We start from the raw sequence: 15,987 nt of genomic DNA, 5'->3' as shown, positions 1-15,987 counted from the left end.
GAGGGGCAGGCCCCTCGCACCCGCCTTCTCAAGGCTCGCCGGACCCGATTTCCTCGCGCCGCTTGGCCGCATAGGCCTCCAGCTCTTCCTTGATGGCCGGATCCATCGGCGGTTCCGCATAATCCCGCAGCGCCTGCTGCCAGAGGCCGGTGGCGCGGCTCAGCGCATCCTTGGCGCCGGCCGCTTCCCAATTCTCGTAGTTCTGCCAGTCCGACAGCATCGGGGTGTAGAACGCGGTTTCATAGCGTGCCATGGTGTGCCCGGCGCCAAAGAAATGGCCGCCGGCGGGCACCGACTGGATGGCGTCAAAGCCCAGCTCATCGGCGTCGAATTTCATCGGCTTCAGGAATTCGATCATGTTCTGGATGATCTCCACATCCATAATGAATTTCTCATAAGACGCGGTCAGGCCGCCCTCCAGCCAGCCGGCCGCGTGATAGATCACATTGGCACCGCCCAGCACCGCGCCCCAGGTGGCCATCATGGTTTCATAGGCCGCCTGCAGGTCCACCGCGTTGGAGGCATTGGCGTTGGAGGTCCGGTAGGGGATGCCATAGCGCCGCGCCAGCTGGCCGCCGGCGATATTGGCCTTGGCGTTTTCCGGCGTGCCAAAGGCCGGCGCGCCGGAGCGCATGTCGACGTTTGACGTGAAAGAGCCGTACATCACCGGGGTGCCGGGATTGACCAGCTGGGTCAGCACCACCCCGAACAGCGCCTCGGCATTCTGCTGCGCCAAGGCGGCGGGCAAGGTCACCGGGGTCATGGCGCCCATCAGGGTGAACGGCGTCACTGTCACCGGCTGGCCGTACTCTGCCATGGCAATCAGCCCGTCGCCCATCGCATCGTCGAACAGCCGCGGCGAGTTGACTGAGATGATGGTGATGACGCCCGGATCCCCCTTCATATCTTCCGGTTTCTGGCCTCGGGTGATCGCCATCATGTTGATCCCGTCCAGAGCCCGGCCGCGGCCGATGGCGGAACAGTGGAACGATAGGTCCGAATAGGTCAGGTTGGCCAGATAAGTGTCCAGATGACGGTTGTTGGCGGGCAGCTCCAGCGGCGCGGTCACCTGGTTGCCGATCAAGTGGATGGCGTTGAAGTGATGCGCCAGCTTGATGAAGTTCTGATAATCAGTGAGGTTGCCTGACCGGCGCCCATTGATGCAGTCATGCACATTGGGCGGTCCGGCCACCAGGCCGAAGGTCACGTTGTTGCCGCCCAGGGTGATCTGCTTGGCGCGGTTGCGCGCGGTCAGTGTGAAGGTGCGCGGCACCGTCTTCAGCGCCTCCATGACGAGGCTTTCATCCATGCGGATGGTCTTGCTGTCCCGGTCAACGATGGCGCCTGCACACTCGAAGATGTCCATGACATTATCGCCCATCACCCGGATGCCGACCTCCGACAGGATCCGCATCGAGGTGACGTGCAGCTGGTCCATCTGGTCCGGGTTCAGCAGCTTAAACGGCGGATAGGTGTTTTTCACCTGTTGCCACGGCAGCTGTTCGATACTGCCGCCGGATCGGCTGGATTTCCCGCGGCGTCCGCCGCCGCGTCTTTCACGTGCCATGTCTTTCATCTTTCTGGTCAGTTTGCAGGCTTAGGTTTCCGGCGCATCGTAGATCAGACGGCCCAGACCGGAGAATTTGCTGCCGTCGCTGGTGAACCCCAGCACCGCATCGCGGATGCCGCTGGCGCGGGCCTCGCCCAGCACCGGGGCGGCAAATTCCATGAATTTGCGCACCACATCCGCCTGCGAGAATGGCGCCTCGGGGCCGCCGCGGGCATGCACGTCGCCGCTCTCTATCACCCGCCCGTCGGTTAGCGTCACCACCACATCGGCAACCCGGCAAACCGGGAAGCGCACCGAATGGCGCGCGGCCTCGGCGACCGAAATCCGCTGGTGGATCGAGGCCACCAGCGGATCTGCAAGCCCCTCGCCGGTGATATGTTCAACCCCGATCCGGCCATAGGCGGCCTGGGTTGCGACGGCAAAGCCCAGCGAATACTGCGCCTGGCTGGTGGTCGACGGGATGCCGGGATAGAGGCAGGCGCTTTCGTGAAAGGTGTTGATGCGGATCCTGGCGATCTGTTCATGGGTCAGATCGTGCTCCAGCATCACCTGGCGCAGAGCGTCGATCGGCGCATGGGCCCAGCGGCAGATCGGGTAGGGCTTCACGTATTGATGCTCCATTTGCCAGAAGCTGCCTAGGTCCTGCCAGTATTCCGCAACCCGGTCTTCCTCGAGGGTGATCGCGGGCGCGCCGGTAAAACCTTTCTCGGCCAGAATTGCCGAGGACATGCCCGCCATCGCCCCCCAGCCGGAGCCGTCATGCAGCATCGAGGGGTTGGCGATCTCGCGCATCATCTGACTGCGCGGGCCGTGGAATTCGGCAATCCCCAGCGCCTCGCGCAGCTGGGTGCGGCTGAGGCCGCGCATCCGGGCTGCAATGGCTGCAACCCCCAGGGCGTTCCAGGCGCCGGAGGTGTGGTAGTCGCTGACGGTGCTGTGCAGCGACAGCGCCGCGCGGCCCGCCAGCTCATAGCCCAGTGTGGTGATCGCCAGCACCTCCGGTCCCGAAAAATCCGGCACGGTTTCTGCCAGCGCCGCAATTGCCGGGATCACCACCACACCGATGTGGCCCTTGGTCGGGTAATAGCCGTCATGGCCGTCCAGATTGTCGGTGGCGGCGGCGGCGGCATAGGCGGCGCCTGCGACGCTTACCCTGCGGCCGTCGAACAACATGCGCGCCGCCAATCCAGGCTCGCCGCAGCCATAAAGCGCCACGGCGGTTTCGCGGGCGATGCGGCCGGCCTCCATCGGGGTGGCGCCGATGGTGATGCCCAAGGTGTCGAGGAACATCAGTGCTGCCGCCTTGCGGGTGCTGTCCGGCAGAGCGGCGGGGGTGAGGCCGAAGGTGAAGTCGGCGGCGCGGTCGAAAGTGGCGGTCATGGCGGATCTCTCGCAGGGGCGGTTTCCGCGTCAGGCTAGGGTGTCCTGGATCCGGTGACCCGCAAATAAACCGGGGTCATAGGGATGGGTTATTTCGTGAAATGCGTGTTAGACGTCGTTTTTTGACCATTCCGGGCCGCTAACCCTTGGGAATTGCGGCGCATTCCAAAGCATGTGAACATGGCCCCGAAACCGCCAGCGGACCGCCTGATGAAGAATCTCCCCCACCTGACTTTCCTGCGCTCGTTTGAGGCCGCCGCCCGCTATCTTAGCTTCACTTCGGCGGCGGATGAGCTGAACTGCACCCAGTCGGCGGTGTCGAACCACGTGCGCAGCCTGGAGGAATTCATCGGCCGGCCGTTGTTCGTACGGCACCCGCGGTCCTTGTCGCTGACGGATGTGGGCGAGGCCTATCTGCCTTCGGTCCGACACGCGCTGCAGGAGATCGATAGTGCCACCCAGCTGTTGATCTCGCAAAGCCACAAACGGGAGGTGGTGATTTCCTGCCCGGTCAGCCTGGCAGAGAAATGGCTGATCGACGTGATCGAGGATTTCACCAAGGTGCATCCCGATATCGATCTGACCATTCACAGCACCATCTGGGTGGATGTGGAGACCAACGTTTCGGACATTTCGATCACCATCAACCATGTCGATGATGTGATGGGGCCGGCGGTCAAACTGTGGGATGAAAAACTGGCGCTGGTCTGCTCCCCTGACTTCCGGGTGAATGGCGCGGCGCTGAGCAGGCCGGAGCAGCTGATGGAGGCCAAGCTGATCCACATTCTGGGCCGCCCGATCTATTGGGAGAAAATCGCCAAGCATTATGGGCTGTCCGGGATTGAACTGAGGGGCGGCTTGCAGACCAACTCCTCCAATATGGGGCTGGAATTTGCGGTCAACGCGCTTGGCTGCGTGGTTTTGCCGAAATCCCTGGTGCGGAGCCATGTGGAGGCCGGGCGGCTGGTGGCGCCCTTCGCCTTTGATCTCGACTGCCCGTGGACCTATTTCGCCACGTTCAAGGACAAGGCGGCGACGCCCTCGGTCAAGCATTTCAAGACTTGGCTGCTGAAGGCCGCGGCGGGGATGGAACTGTAGCTTTAACGTTGCCTGCAGGCGGCATTGAAATTTGGCGGCATTCAGCGTATATACGGGTATATATACGCGAGGCCTGCCAATGATTGAGACCAAGATCAGGAAAGTCGGAAACTCTGCCGTCATCACGCTGACGACGGAGATGCTGACGATGCTGGACGCCAAGGAAGGCGATACGCTGTTTGTGGTGCGCGGCGATGATGGCAGCCTGCGGGTGATGGCGCATGATCCCTCGGTGGCCGAGGCGCTGGCCGCGGCTGAGATTGTGATGGACGAGAACCGGGATTTGCTTCAGGCCCTGGCGTGAGCCGCTTTAAATGGGTGCCGCTGGCCGCCGTCATAGTTTTTCATGACCGGCAGATCGCCCGCCATGGCGGCGCTGCGGGGATGCGCGACAAGGCACTGCTCGAAATGGGCTGTGCGCGGGCGATGAATTTGGCAGCCTATTCGGACGCGGGAGTGGCCGAGGTTGCCGCGGCTTATGCATTTGGCATCGCCAAGGCGCATGCCTTTGTCGATGGCAACAAGCGCACGGCCTTTGTGACCGCTGTGACCTTTCTGCGCCTCAATGGCTACCAGTTCCGCCCGGACCCGGTGGAGGGCGTGCGGATGATGGAAGACCTCGCCACGGGGGATGTGGATGAGGCTGCATTTGCAGAATGGCTGACAGCGGGAATGGCGCCGATCTGAACCAGCGCCTTGCCTGGAAGTATCACGGTGCGCGCCCGCCGTGGGGCGGGCGGACGCGTGCCCGCCGCAGACGCGACGGGCCAAGTGCTCAATCCTGATCAGGCCCGCAGCCGTGCGCCGGAGGGATCAAAGGCCGCCGCTTCCAGAATACGCGCCTTATGCGGCTTGCCCAGGATGAAAACCTCGACCTCGTCACCGGGTTTGGCAACTGCAGGGTTCGCGTATCCCAGCGCCAGCGACTTGCCGACGGAGTAGCCATAGGCACCAGACGTCACCCGGCCCACCGGTTTGCCTTCGGGCGTGAAAATGGGCTCACCGCCAGAAGCATCGGCATCGTTCACCGCGTCGATCTCGAAGGCGGACAGCATTTCGCGCGGGGCGTTGTCCTTGACCTTCAGATAGGCGTCCTTGTGGAGGAAATCCTTGTCCAGCTTGATGAGACCGGCCAGGCCCACCTCCTGCGGCCAGTATTCCTGGCTGTACTCGCGGCCCCAGGAGCCATAGCCCTTTTCGATCCGTAAGCTCCCCAGCGCGCGGCCGCCAACCGGGCCGCCGCCGAACTCTGCGGCAGCTGCCAGCAGGGCAGAGTACAGTTTGACCTGGTCGTCCTCGGCACAGTGCAGTTCCCAGCCCAGATCGCCAGTGAAGGACACCCGGATTGCCAGGCATTCCACCCCCGCCACCTCGATGGTGCGCGAGCGCATGAAGCGGAAGTTTTCATTGCTCAGATCCGCATTGGTCAGCCGCTGCAGCATGTCGCGGGATTTCGGACCGGCCACGTTGAAACCCGCGATGCGGTTGGTGGCGACCTCGAATGTGGTGCCTTCCGGCAGCTCGACCATGTTGAAAAAGCGCTGGTGATAGCGTTCCGCCATGCCGGAGCCGACCATCATGTATTCGTCATCCGCTACCTTGGTGATGGTGAAATCGCCGGCCACGCCGCCGCGGACCGAAATCAGCGGGGTCAGGCAGGAACGGCCCGCTTCGGTTGGCACCTTGTTGGCGACCAGCTTGTCCAGCCAGTCAAACGCGCCCGGACCCTTGACCACGTAGTTGGCGAAGTTCGAGATGTCGATCACGCCGACGTTTTCGCGCAGCATGCTGACCTCGCGGCCCACCGGCTCCCACCAGTTCTGGCGGTTGAAGCTGTTGGTGTCCTTGGTGCCGGGGGTGCCGGAGAACCACAGCGGATGTTCCCAGCCGCAGTTCAGGCCAAAGACGCAGCCCAGTTCCTGCTGCATTTCATATGCGGGGCGCACACGGGCCGGACGGCCGGCGCTGCGTTCCTCGTTCGGGAAGTGAATGGCGAACCGGTGTGCATACTGGTCTTCGACGCGGGATTTGGTGAATGCCTTGTCGGCCCAGTCGCCAAAACGCGCCAGATCCCAGGCGAACATGTCGTATTGCGGCTCGCCCTCGATCATCCACTGGGCGGCCAGCAGGCCAAGGCCGCCGGACTGCGAGAAGCCGGGGATAATGCCGGTGCAGCAGAAGTAGTTTTTCAGTTCCGGCACCGGGCCCCAGATTGCGTTGGAATCCGGCGACCAGATCATCGGGCCGTTGATCACGCGCTTGACGCCGGCTGTTTCGGCGCAGGGCACCCGTTCGGTGGCGCGGATAACGTTCTCCATGATCCGGTCCAGATCGTCGGGGAACAGCTCATGGGCAAAGTCCAAGGGCGTGCCGTTTTCGGCCCAGAACCGCATGTCCTTTTCATAAGCGCCGATCAGGAAGCCGTTGCCCTCCTGCCGGAAGTAGTATTCGCCGTCACGGTCCGCGATCGAAGGCAGGCGGCGGCCCATGTTTGCCACTTCGTCGATGGACTCGGTCACAAAATACTGGTGTTCGGTCGGCTGCAGCGGCAGGGTGAGGCCCGCCATCGCCGCCACCTCTCGGCCCCAAAGACCACCTGCGTTCACCACCCATTGCGTATGTATGTCGCCCTTGTCGGTCTTCACGATCCAGCTGCCGTCGGGCTGCTGTTCGGTGCCGGTCACCGGGCAGAACCGTTCGATCTGCGCACCCATGGCGCGGGCGCCGGCCGCATAGGCCATGGTCACGCCCGAAGGGTCCACGTTGCCGCCGTCGGGTTCGAACATGATGCAGCGGATATCGTCGAACTGCGCCAGCGGGTGCAGCTCCTTGGCCTGTTCGCGGCTGACCTCGTGGAAGTTCAGGCCATAATACTTCGCCTTGGCCTCCTGCAGGCGCAACTGGTGCTCGCGCTGTTCGGTCTTGGCCAGGTACAGCGAGCCGGGCTGGAACACGCCGCAGCCCTGGCCGGTTTCCTTCTCCAGTTCCTTGTAAAGATTCATCGTGTAGTGCTGAACGCGGGTCACGTTGTTGTTGTCGTGCAGCCCGTGGATGTTGGCCGCCGCGTGCCAGGTGGAGCCGGCGGTCAGCTCGTCGCGTTCCAGCAGAACCACGTCGGTCCAGCCAAGTTTCGCGAGGTGGTAGAGGATAGAGCAGCCGACCAGGCCCCCGCCGATCACAACTGCCTGTGCATGGGTTTTCATGCGTTTGTTTCCCTTGCCTGCGTGTGGGATGCGGCACGCCCTGCAGGCCCGGAAGTGCCGCCAATTCCTTAACCGAGACCCTAGTTGCGGGGGGCTGGGATGACCCGTGAAGAATTCAGACCCAATGCCCCCGGATTTCTTTGGTCATCGGACCCGGCTTACCCTTGCAGTGAAGCGTCTCCTGTTGACTGATGTCGGACCCAAGAAATAACTGCCATTGGTGGGGGTTTTCTGCCATTCTGACACGAGGTTAATTGCCACCGGCCGATCTTCGGCCGGTGGTTTTATTTTAAAACAATGACTTATGTGATCTCTGCCTTCTACATGCTGAAGGGATCCGTTTCCCCTCCGAAGATCAGCGCACCTGTTGACTGAAACAGCCGTATTGAGCAGGACTGAAGCTCACACCTGGCCAGGTTCTTTCCTTCAATTCCCCAACCGCACAGTGTGCAATCGGGGGCCAGACGGCGCGGCGCGCCGTGAAAGGGCCAGCTTGAGCCTCCCCCAAAGAAGTGGTCCGTCCCTATGATTAGCAAACGGTGCGGTGACATGAGCGACCTTTACTGGCTGACCGACGAGCAGATGGCCAAACTTGCCCCTTTCTTCCCGAAGTCTCACGGCAAGCCACGGGTCGATGACAGGCGGGTGTTGAGTGGGATTATCTTCATCAATCGCAATGGGTTGCGCTGGCGGGATGCGCCGCGGGAATATGCTCCGCACAAGACGCTGTACAGCCGATGGAAGCGTTGGAGCGAGAAAGGCATCTTCGCGCAGATGATGGTCGGCCTGGCTGTCGAACACGGCGAGGAAAAGACCGTGATGATCCCCTTTCGGGACATTGCTGCGCAATGCCCTGCCGGGCAGCGGACGCGACCTATTTGAAGGCACACCGCACTGCGACCAGCATGGCCGCGAAAAAGGGGGGCGTGGACGCCTGATCGGTCGGACCAAGGGCGGCATGAACACCAAACTGCACGCCATCTGCGATAGCCAAGGGCGGCCGCTCAACCTGTTCGTCACCGCCGGCCAAGTCAGCGGCTACATCGGCGCGCGGGCACTGCTCAGTAGCCTGCCAAAGGTCGACTGGTTGCACGGGGATCGTGGCTATGACGCCGACTGGTTCAGGGACGCGTTGAAAGACAAAGGGATACGCGCCTGCATCCCCGGCAGAAAGCAACGCAAGACCCCGGTCAAATACGACAAGCGCCGATACAAACGACGCAACCGCCCCTCTCGTGACATTGCTGCGCAATGCACTGCCGGGCAGTGATTGAGATCATGTTCGGCAGGCTAAAAGACTGGCGGCGTGTGGCGACACGCTATGATCGCTGTCCCAAGGTCTTCCTCTCAGCCATCGCTCTGGCCGCGACCGTCATCTATTGGTTATGAATCCTGACCCTAGGCTCAGGACCCATTGATTTCCGGTGGGTGGCGTGATTCACGGTTCGAAAAATGAGCGGTGATATGTCTGATCTTTTCTGGCTGACGGACTCGCAGATGGCCCGTCTTGAGCCTTATTTCCCGAAGTCCCACGGTAAGCCGCGTGTTGATGACCGGCGTGTTCTGAGCGGAATTATCTTCATCAATCGCAATGGCTTGCGCTGGCGTGATGCGCCCAAAGATTACGGCCCGCACAAGACCTTGTACAACCGTTGGAAGCGGTGGAGCGACAAAGGCATCTTTGCCCAGATGATGGCCGGTCTGGCTGCTGATAACGGTGAGGAAAAGACCGTGATGATCGACGCGACTTACCTGAAGGCACATCGTACGGCCTCCAGTCTTGGGGTTAAAAAGGGGGGCGCGGGCGCCTGATCCCTTGCCCGGCAGGGCGTTGCGCAGCAATGTCCCGAGAGGGGGCGCACTAAGGGCGGCATGAACACTAAGCTGCACGCAATCTGTGACAGCCAGGGGCGTCCACTGAACCTGTTCGTGACCGCCGGACAGGTCAGTGATTACACCGGTGTAAAGGCGCTGCTGAGTGGCCTGCCTGACGTCCAATGGCTTCTCGGAGATCGCGGGTATGATGCCGATTGGTTTAGAGAAGCGTTGAAAGACAAAGGGATACGCGCCTGCATCTCCGGTCGAAAGCAGCGCAAGAAAGCCATCGGTTACGACAAACGCCGAAATAGGCGGCGCAACCGCCCCTCTCGTGACATTGCTGCGCAATGCCCTGCCGGGCAGTGATTGAGATTATGTTCGGCAGGCTGAAGGACTGGCGGCGGGTTGCGACACGATACGACAGATGCCCAAAAGTCTTCCTGTCAGCAATCGCGCTTGCAGCACTCGTTATCTACTGGCTTTGAAACTCAATGAGTCCAGAGCCTAGGCAGTTCGAAGATTCTGCCAGGAGCCATGGCATCTGGGGGGCAGAGACAAAGCTTGAAGAGTTACACAGAGAAAACCGGCGATGATTGATTTAAAGGACGTTGTCTATTGCCGGCTTGGGACGCAGGATCTAGCCGCAGCAGAGTAGTACGCTGTCAATATCCCGGGGCTGGAAGTGTCTGAGCGCCGGATCAATGCGGTCTATTTCAAATCTGATCAGCGTGCGCATTCACTTTGCTGCATTGATGGAGGCCTTGCGGATCAAGCCGCCGCCTTTGGCTTGGGCCGCGCTGGGGATTTCCAGAAAGCGGCCGCCGCTTTGGAAGCCATCGGGCAGGAGGTATCTTACGGCACAGGCGAGGAATGCGGGCAGCGCCTGGTGCAGGAATTCATACGGTTCCGCAATCCCACAGGAAATACGAATTGAATTCGTCGTGCGCCCGGAGACCAGTGGTGTGCGGTATCACGGCACCCGGGATCACGGGCTTTTCACATGTTGGCCTTTACATCACGAATGCCACACGGGACGAGGCATTCTGGACGCAAGTATGCAATGCGCGGGCAAGTGACCGTATCGGCGATGCGCCGCTGATGCGGCTGGGAACCATCCATCACTCCCTGGCTCTGTTCCCGTACCACACCCGCGACAGGTGAAGCGTTTTGCAGCGTGCGTCCGGCGGGCCGGCAGCAGGTTGACACGGCCGTCGCGGCGGTTCTTAATCCGCAATCTCTTTCATAACGCCCAAAAACTTGGAGACTTCGCCAACACTGTTGTAGTGGCACAGGGAAACCCTGACGCAGCTGTCCAAGCCCAAAGGCGTCAGGATATTGCCCGAGTAGTGATCCGCCTTGCGCAGATGGGTGCGGATGCCCTGTTCGTTCAACCGCTTTACCACATCCACCGACGGCACGCCGTCCACGGTCAACGACACCAGCCCCTCGCGCGCGGGGTTGTCCGCGCCGCCCAGGATGGTGACGCCCTCCATTTCCGCGAGACCGGGCAGATTGCCGGTGCCATGGATCATTGCGTCGGTCAGGGCTTTTTCATGCGCGTGGATCGCCTCGCCCGCCGCCAGGAATTTCGCGCGCCGGTCCGTGGCGTCGCTCACCTCGCCGCCAAGCCATTCGAGGTATTCGGCCACATCCGACAGGGTGGCATAGCTGCCGGTGTCGCGGGTGCCCATTTCCCAGTTGTCCTCCGGCCCGTCGATCAGCGCGTTATGCGGCAGCCTGGTCAGCCGGTCCGAGATCCAGGCAAGGCCATAGCCGTGGCGCGAGAACATCTTGTAGGGTGAGATCACATAGCCATCGACGCCGTATGCCGTCAGATCAATCCGCCCGTGGGCGGCGTGCTGGATGCCGTCGACAATGATCAGGCAGTCCGGCGCCACTTCACGGATGGCCGCGGCGCAGGCGGCCACGTCGACACCCATGCCGGTGACCGGCGAGGTGTGGACGATGGTGGCGACAACCGTGTCAGGCGTGACCGCCTTGGCGTAGGATTCGGCTGCAATTGTACCGATGGCGTCGTCATGCGGGATCAGCACATGGTTCTGCCGTGCCACCCCGGCCCAGCGGGCACAGGCAGAGCGGGTGGCGGGATGCTCCAGCGTTGAGCCCAGAACAGTGCCGCCCTCAGGCGAGCCGAGGCAGGCGTTCGTGATCAGGCGGAACAACAGCTCGGTGCCGCTTTCACCGGCAAAGAACTGGCCGCCGAGCGCGTTCATGAAGACGCGCATGTCGTCCTTGGCCTTGGCGATCACCCGCACCAGTTCATGGCTGCCGGGATTGTCGCGGCCCTGGTTGTCGGGGATGGCGGCATATCGGGCAGAGGTTTCCACCACCGAGTTCAGCGTCAGCGCGCCGCCGGCGTTTTCAAAGAAGATGCGGCTGCCCTGTTCGGGGCAGTCGTCGATCTGGGCAAAGCGGGCGCGGATTTGGGCAAGAATGGCGTCGGTGATCTGGGGCATGGCAAGTCCAACCGGGAAAAGAGTTCAATTTGCCGCAACAGTAGGGCGGTTGCCGGGCTGGAGCATGCAAAAAATTCCGGGGCTGAGGGCTGGAAATCTCTGTGCAATTTCGCCAGGCAGCGCACCGGGCAGCACCCGTTCGCCCGCAGGAGCGGGCGCGCCGGTCACGGTCTTAGGTGATAAAGCCCGGAAACGGCACGCGCAGCGCAGCCCGGTGTACCATTTCCGTCAAGGTAATGATGTCGAACACCGGCCGGTTCAGCTCTGCCTGCAGCGCATGGGCGTAGGGCGGCAGATCGGTGCATTCCAGCACGATCGGGCCGATCTCCGGATTGCGGGCGATCATGCCTTTGGCTGCGGCCAGCAATTCTGCCTCGACCTTGGCCAGATCCATCGCCGTGCGCTCATTGCGCAGGATCACGGTTGAGAATTCTTCCGCATCGTCCAGCCCCTGCACCGCAATCGGCGTGTGTTCGGCGCCGACGCCTTGCAGATGGGCCGACGTCAGGCTGCCGGCGGAGGCGGTGATCACCCCCACCGTGCGCCCGGTCATCAGATGCGCCAGCGGCACCTGGATCAGCGAGGAGACAAACACCGGCACATTCACTGCCGCGGCAATCTCGCGCTGGAAGATCGCCAGAAACCCGCAGGAGCCGGTGATCGCCCGCACGCCCTTGGCCTCCAGCCGCCGGGCCGCCTCGATCAGCCGGTCCTTCATTTCGCCGGTGGGGCTGGCCAGCAGTTTCGGCACGGTGATGCCGTCCAGCATTTCATAAAGCGTGGTGAACTGCAGGCTGGAAGGGTTCTTGATATGGCCGGGAGGTTTGGGGAAATAGCTTTCCAGTGCCAGCACGCCGATGGAGACGCCGCAGATGTTCTGGCCGCCGGGGTGGATGGTCATGTCGTGATCCTTTCATACCGCCGCGCGCGGAACGGCGCGAGGTCTTCGTTCACCGGTGTGCCGCTGACGATATCCGCCACTAGCCGTCCGGTTTTCGGGGCCATCATCAGCCCGTAATGGCTGTGGCCGAAGGCGGCGATCAGGTCCGGAAAACCCTCAACCTCGCCGATGCAGGGCAGGCTGTCGGGCAGGCTGGGGCGCTGGCCGGACCAGGTGTCCATATCGCCGGCCTGCAAATCGGGCAGCAGCGCACGGGCCAGCTCCGCCAGCCCGTCGAGCCGTTTCTGATTGAGCGGCTGGTCCAGGCCTGCAAATTCGGCCGTGCCGGCCACCCGCAACCCTTCCTGCATCGAGGAGGCCACGAATTTCATGTCCATATCCATGATCGAGTTGTTCAGCGCGACGCCAGGGTTTTTGAAGGACACATGATAGCCGCGCTCGGATTCCATCGGGATCCTGATGCCCAAGGGCCTCAGCAGCTCCCCGGACCAGACGCCCATCGCCAGCACCAGCTTGGGCGTCCAGTCCTGGCCCGCCTCGGTGGTATAGGTCCAGCCGCCGGTTTGTGCAGGCAGGATGCCCCGCACGGTTTGCTGCAGGATTTCACCGCCCATGGATTGGAGCTTTGCTGCCAGAACGGTGCCGATACGCCCGGGAGAGGTCGCCCGTGCCTGGCCCTTGATCAGGATTGCGGCCTGGAATTCCGGCGTCAGGGCAGGCTCCAGATCGCGCAGCTCAGCTGCACCAATCCGTTCCATATCTGCGCCGCGCTCGGCCCGCATCCGGTAGTCGACCGAACCTAGATCGGCAGCGTCCGCGTTGCGGAACGCATGAACGTAATAGCTGTCCTGCACCAGATCCTCGTGGCCGGTGCCCGCCAGATGCAGCCGGTACATCTCGACGCAATTGCGGTTCAGCGTGTCCATCGCGTCAGAGATCTGCTGGACCCGCCCCGCGCGCCCTTCCGACAGGAACCGCAGCCCCCAGGGCGCAACCCTGGGCAGGTAGGCGGGTTTCACCGTGACTGGCCCCAGCGGATCAATCAGCCAGCCTGGTACTTTCTTCCACAACCCCGGCATCGATTGCGGCACCACCGACCAGGGCGAGATAATGCCGGCATTGCCAAAGGAGGTCGCCTGACCCGGCGCATCCCGGTCGATCAGCCGGACCTGCAGGCCCCGCTCTGCCAATGACAGGGCCGAGCAGATGCCGACGATCCCGGCGCCCAGAACCGTTACATCGGGGGCGGCGGGGGTGCTCATCGGGCGGCCTCAGCCTGCAGTTTGCGCTGCTGGCCCAGCTGCTGCAGCAGCACCGGCGCCATCACCGCAAGAGCGGCAAGGTCGGAGCCGCCCGAAGGCGCCACCAGCAGCAGGCCGCCAATCGCCATCAGCAACCGCCACAGCCCCGTGAGCGGTGCCAGGAAATAGGCCGATACCGCGGTGGCGATAGCAAAGACACCTGCTGCGCAGGTCACGGTCACCTGCGTGAAGCTGAGCAGGGTGAAATGCTCGGGCAGCACGATCAGCATGGTGGGCGCATAGACAAACACCATCGGCACCATCAGCTTGCCCAGCCCCAGGGTGAAGGCATTCAATCCGGTGCGGAACGGGTTGGATCCTGCAATCCCCGCCGCCGCATAGGCCGAGGCACAGACCGGCGGGGTGATCTCGGATATCACACCGTAGTAGAGCACGAACATATGGGTGGCGAGCGGCGGCACGCCCAGCTGGCTGAGGGCCGGCGTCGCGACGGCGACCAGCATGATATAAAGCGCAGTGGTCGGCAGCCCGGCCCCCATCAGGATGCAGGCCATGGCGATCAGCACCAGCGACAGGAACTGCTGGATCGACGGCTGACTGAACGCTTCGATCGTGGTCCAGTCCAACAGCGGCGCAATCGCCGTGGCCATATCCGCCGCACCGCCGGTGACCATAAAGCCAAGCCGGAAGCCAACGCCGGTGGTGTTGATCACACCGACCACGATGCCCACCGCAGCCGAGGCCGCACCCACCGCCAGCGCGTATTGCACACCGACATGGAAGCTGTCGAACAGATCGCGGAAGCTTTGCCGTTCATTGCGGTGCAGGCAGCCCACCAGCGTCAGCGCGGCCAGCATCCCGGCCATCACCGGCGAATACCCCTCACCGGAATAGGGCGAAGCCTTCCAGAAAATAAACCCAAGCAAGGCCAAGGGCACCAGCAGGGTTGCGGGCTTGTCAAAGGCGCAGAAGCCAACCACCACACAAAGGCTAAGGCCGATAAAGGCCGCCATATTCGGCGAATAGCCCGAGAACAGCACCAGAAGCAGCGCAATCAGCGGCACGATGGTGTACCAGCCGTCCTTCCACACTGCCAGGAACTTGGGCAGCTGCTCTTTCGGGTAGGCGGTCAGCCCCAGTTTCTTGGCAGTGAAATGCACAATCGAGATCACCCCGATATAGTGCATCAACGCCGGCACAATCGCCGCAATCACGATGGTAGTGTAAGGCACCTCCAGATACTCGGCCATCAGGAAGGACGCCGCCCCCATGATCGGCGGGGTGATCTGCCCGCCTGCAGAGGCCGCGGCCTCAACCCCGCCTGCGAAATGGCCGGGATAGCCCATCTTCTTCATATTGGGGATGGTGAGCGAGCCGGTGGAAACCGTGTTGGCAATCGACGAGCCGGAGATGGTGCCGAAAAAGGCCGAGGAGACCACGGATACTTTGGCCGGGCCGCCGGTGTAACGCCCGGCCATGATCATCGCATTATCGACAAAGAACTGCCCCAGCCCCATCCGCTGCGCCACCACACCAAACAGCACAAAGTGGAACACAACGGTGGAGACCACCCACAGCGTCACGCCGAATATGCCTTCGGACGGGAAATACATGTTGTTGACGAACTGCTGCCAGTTGACGCCCGGATGCTTCAGGATCTGCGCGGGCATATAGGGGCCGAACAGCGCATAAATCATGAACACCAGGATGATCAGCGGCAGCACAAAGCCGATGGTGCGCCGCGCGATTTCCAGCACCGTCAGGATCAGCACCGAGCCAAAGAACACGTCCAGGCTGGACGGGTTGCCCTGCCGCAGCGCCTGTTCGGCAATGTCGAACCCGAACATATCGAAGCCGCGCCAGCTGACCCAGAGGAACAGCGCCGCCGCCATGCTGAGACCGGTCAGCGCCCAGTCATAAAGCGGCACATTGCCGGGGCGCAGCGCGCTGGCACCGCGCCATTCCAGGCTGCGCGCCGATTTGATCAGCGGGAAGCCGACAAAGATGAAAAGGAACAGGCCTGCCAGGTGAATGCCCATATGCACATGGTCCACCGGGGTGCCGAACCCGGCCGTCCACAGATGATACAGGGCAAAGGCGATGCTGGCCCAATAGATGAACCCCGTCAGCCTGGGTCCGTTGTCGCGCGTGTTCAGAGCGGAGTCATACTGCTTCTCCAGCTCCTCCAGCGCCTTATTGTCAAGGTGAGTGTCCAGGGACATCGGGGGTTCCAGTCTAGCAGGGTAAACGGCGCGTGCGTCATGCATCCGCGCAATGC

General features: G+C 62.3%; 10 protein-coding genes and 2 pseudogenes. 5 read left to right on the top strand and 7 right to left on the bottom strand.

Annotation, left to right across the window (positions count from 1 at the left end):
• Window positions 1-28: 28 nt before the first annotated feature.
• Together ETW24_RS21030 and ETW24_RS21025 are read right to left on the bottom strand one after the other, a co-directional pair.
• A complete protein-coding gene (locus tag ETW24_RS21030; RefSeq protein ID WP_129373054.1) occupies window positions 29-1,567 on the bottom strand; it encodes a trimethylamine methyltransferase family protein in 1,539 nt (512 codons plus the stop codon).
• A gap of 30 nt (window positions 1,568-1,597) precedes the next feature.
• Complete coding sequence (locus tag ETW24_RS21025) at window positions 1,598-2,950, bottom strand: MmgE/PrpD family protein (protein WP_129373053.1); 1,353 nt, start codon at window positions 2,948-2,950, stop codon at window positions 1,598-1,600.
• 210 nt (window positions 2,951-3,160) lie between these two features.
• Here ETW24_RS21025 and ETW24_RS21020 point away from each other — a divergent pair, with 210 nt between their 5' ends.
• The 3 genes from ETW24_RS21020 to ETW24_RS21010 all read left to right on the top strand — a co-directional run bounded on the left by ETW24_RS21020 (window position 3,161) and on the right by ETW24_RS21010 (window position 4,735).
• The gene (locus ETW24_RS21020) at window positions 3,161-4,048 is read left to right on the top strand and encodes a LysR substrate-binding domain-containing protein (RefSeq protein ID WP_129373052.1); all 888 of its coding nucleotides are present in this window, start codon (window positions 3,161-3,163) and stop codon (window positions 4,046-4,048) included.
• Between the two features lie 79 nt (window positions 4,049-4,127).
• A complete protein-coding gene (locus ETW24_RS21015; RefSeq protein ID WP_024092785.1) occupies window positions 4,128-4,352 on the top strand; it encodes an AbrB/MazE/SpoVT family DNA-binding domain-containing protein in 225 nt (74 codons plus the stop codon).
• Window positions 4,349-4,735 carry a type II toxin-antitoxin system death-on-curing family toxin gene (locus tag ETW24_RS21010; protein ID WP_129373051.1) on the top strand — a complete coding sequence of 129 codons (387 nt, stop codon included), beginning with the start codon at window positions 4,349-4,351 and terminating at the stop codon, window positions 4,733-4,735. The genes ETW24_RS21015 and ETW24_RS21010 overlap by 4 nt, the downstream gene beginning before the upstream one ends.
• Before the next feature lie 98 nt (window positions 4,736-4,833).
• On the opposite strand, the gene ETW24_RS21005 is transcribed toward ETW24_RS21010, so the two are convergent.
• Window positions 4,834-7,251 carry a GcvT family protein gene (locus tag ETW24_RS21005; protein ID WP_129373050.1) on the bottom strand — a complete coding sequence of 806 codons (2,418 nt, stop codon included), beginning with the start codon at window positions 7,249-7,251 and terminating at the stop codon, window positions 4,834-4,836.
• Between the two features lie 549 nt (window positions 7,252-7,800).
• On the opposite strand from ETW24_RS21005, the pseudogene ETW24_RS21000 reads away from it, so the two are divergent.
• Window positions 7,801-8,640: pseudogene (locus tag ETW24_RS21000) on the top strand (IS5 family transposase).
• 75 nt (window positions 8,641-8,715) lie between these two features.
• Window positions 8,716-9,554 (top strand): annotated as a pseudogene (locus tag ETW24_RS20995) (IS5 family transposase).
• Between the two features lie 738 nt (window positions 9,555-10,292).
• Here ETW24_RS20995 and ETW24_RS20985 read toward each other — a convergent pair.
• From ETW24_RS20985 to ETW24_RS20970, 4 genes are all read right to left on the bottom strand, one after another.
• Entirely contained in the window at window positions 10,293-11,546 is a 1,254-nt protein-coding gene (locus ETW24_RS20985) for an aminotransferase class V-fold PLP-dependent enzyme (protein WP_129373049.1), read from the bottom strand.
• 172 nt (window positions 11,547-11,718) lie between these two features.
• Window positions 11,719-12,447 (bottom strand): aspartate/glutamate racemase family protein, encoded by a 729-nt coding sequence (locus tag ETW24_RS20980; protein WP_129373048.1) that lies wholly within the window; start codon window positions 12,445-12,447, stop codon window positions 11,719-11,721.
• Window positions 12,444-13,709: an NAD(P)/FAD-dependent oxidoreductase gene (locus tag ETW24_RS20975; protein ID WP_129373047.1), complete on the bottom strand. Its 1,266-nt coding sequence runs from the start codon at window positions 13,707-13,709 to the stop codon at window positions 12,444-12,446. The genes ETW24_RS20980 and ETW24_RS20975 overlap by 4 nt, the downstream gene beginning before the upstream one ends.
• Window positions 13,706-15,931 (bottom strand): TRAP transporter permease, encoded by a 2,226-nt coding sequence (locus ETW24_RS20970; protein ID WP_129373046.1) that lies wholly within the window; start codon window positions 15,929-15,931, stop codon window positions 13,706-13,708. Before ETW24_RS20970 ends, ETW24_RS20975 begins: the two co-directional genes overlap by 4 nt.
• Window positions 15,932-15,987 lie beyond the last annotated feature (56 nt).

Origin of the sequence: Leisingera sp. NJS204 (assembly GCF_004123675.1) — a bacterium.
In the GTDB taxonomy this organism is placed as follows: Bacteria; Pseudomonadota; Alphaproteobacteria; order Rhodobacterales; family Rhodobacteraceae; genus Leisingera.
Note: the sequence above shows the minus strand (reverse complement) of the source record. Positions and strands in the feature narration are given on the sequence as shown.

What these genes read in the sequence shown, in the direction of transcription:
- ETW24_RS20985 (WP_129373049.1), bottom strand. Translation starts at nt 11,546, where the DNA reads ATGCCCCAGATCACCGACGCCATTCTTGCCCAAATCCGCGCCCGCTTT.
- ETW24_RS20975 (WP_129373047.1), bottom strand. Translation starts at nt 13,709, where the DNA reads ATGAGCACCCCCGCCGCCCCCGATGTAACGGTTCTGGGCGCCGGGATC.
- ETW24_RS21030 (WP_129373054.1), bottom strand. Translation starts at nt 1,567, where the DNA reads ATGGCACGTGAAAGACGCGGCGGCGGACGCCGCGGGAAATCCAGCCGA.
- ETW24_RS21015 (WP_024092785.1), top strand. Translation starts at nt 4,128, where the DNA reads ATGATTGAGACCAAGATCAGGAAAGTCGGAAACTCTGCCGTCATCACG.
- ETW24_RS21025 (WP_129373053.1), bottom strand. Translation starts at nt 2,950, where the DNA reads ATGACCGCCACTTTCGACCGCGCCGCCGACTTCACCTTCGGCCTCACC.
- ETW24_RS21020 (WP_129373052.1), top strand. Translation starts at nt 3,161, where the DNA reads ATGAAGAATCTCCCCCACCTGACTTTCCTGCGCTCGTTTGAGGCCGCC.
- ETW24_RS20970 (WP_129373046.1), bottom strand. Translation starts at nt 15,931, where the DNA reads ATGTCCCTGGACACTCACCTTGACAATAAGGCGCTGGAGGAGCTGGAG.
- ETW24_RS21005 (WP_129373050.1), bottom strand. Translation starts at nt 7,251, where the DNA reads ATGAAAACCCATGCACAGGCAGTTGTGATCGGCGGGGGCCTGGTCGGC.
- ETW24_RS20980 (WP_129373048.1), bottom strand. Translation starts at nt 12,447, where the DNA reads ATGACCATCCACCCCGGCGGCCAGAACATCTGCGGCGTCTCCATCGGC.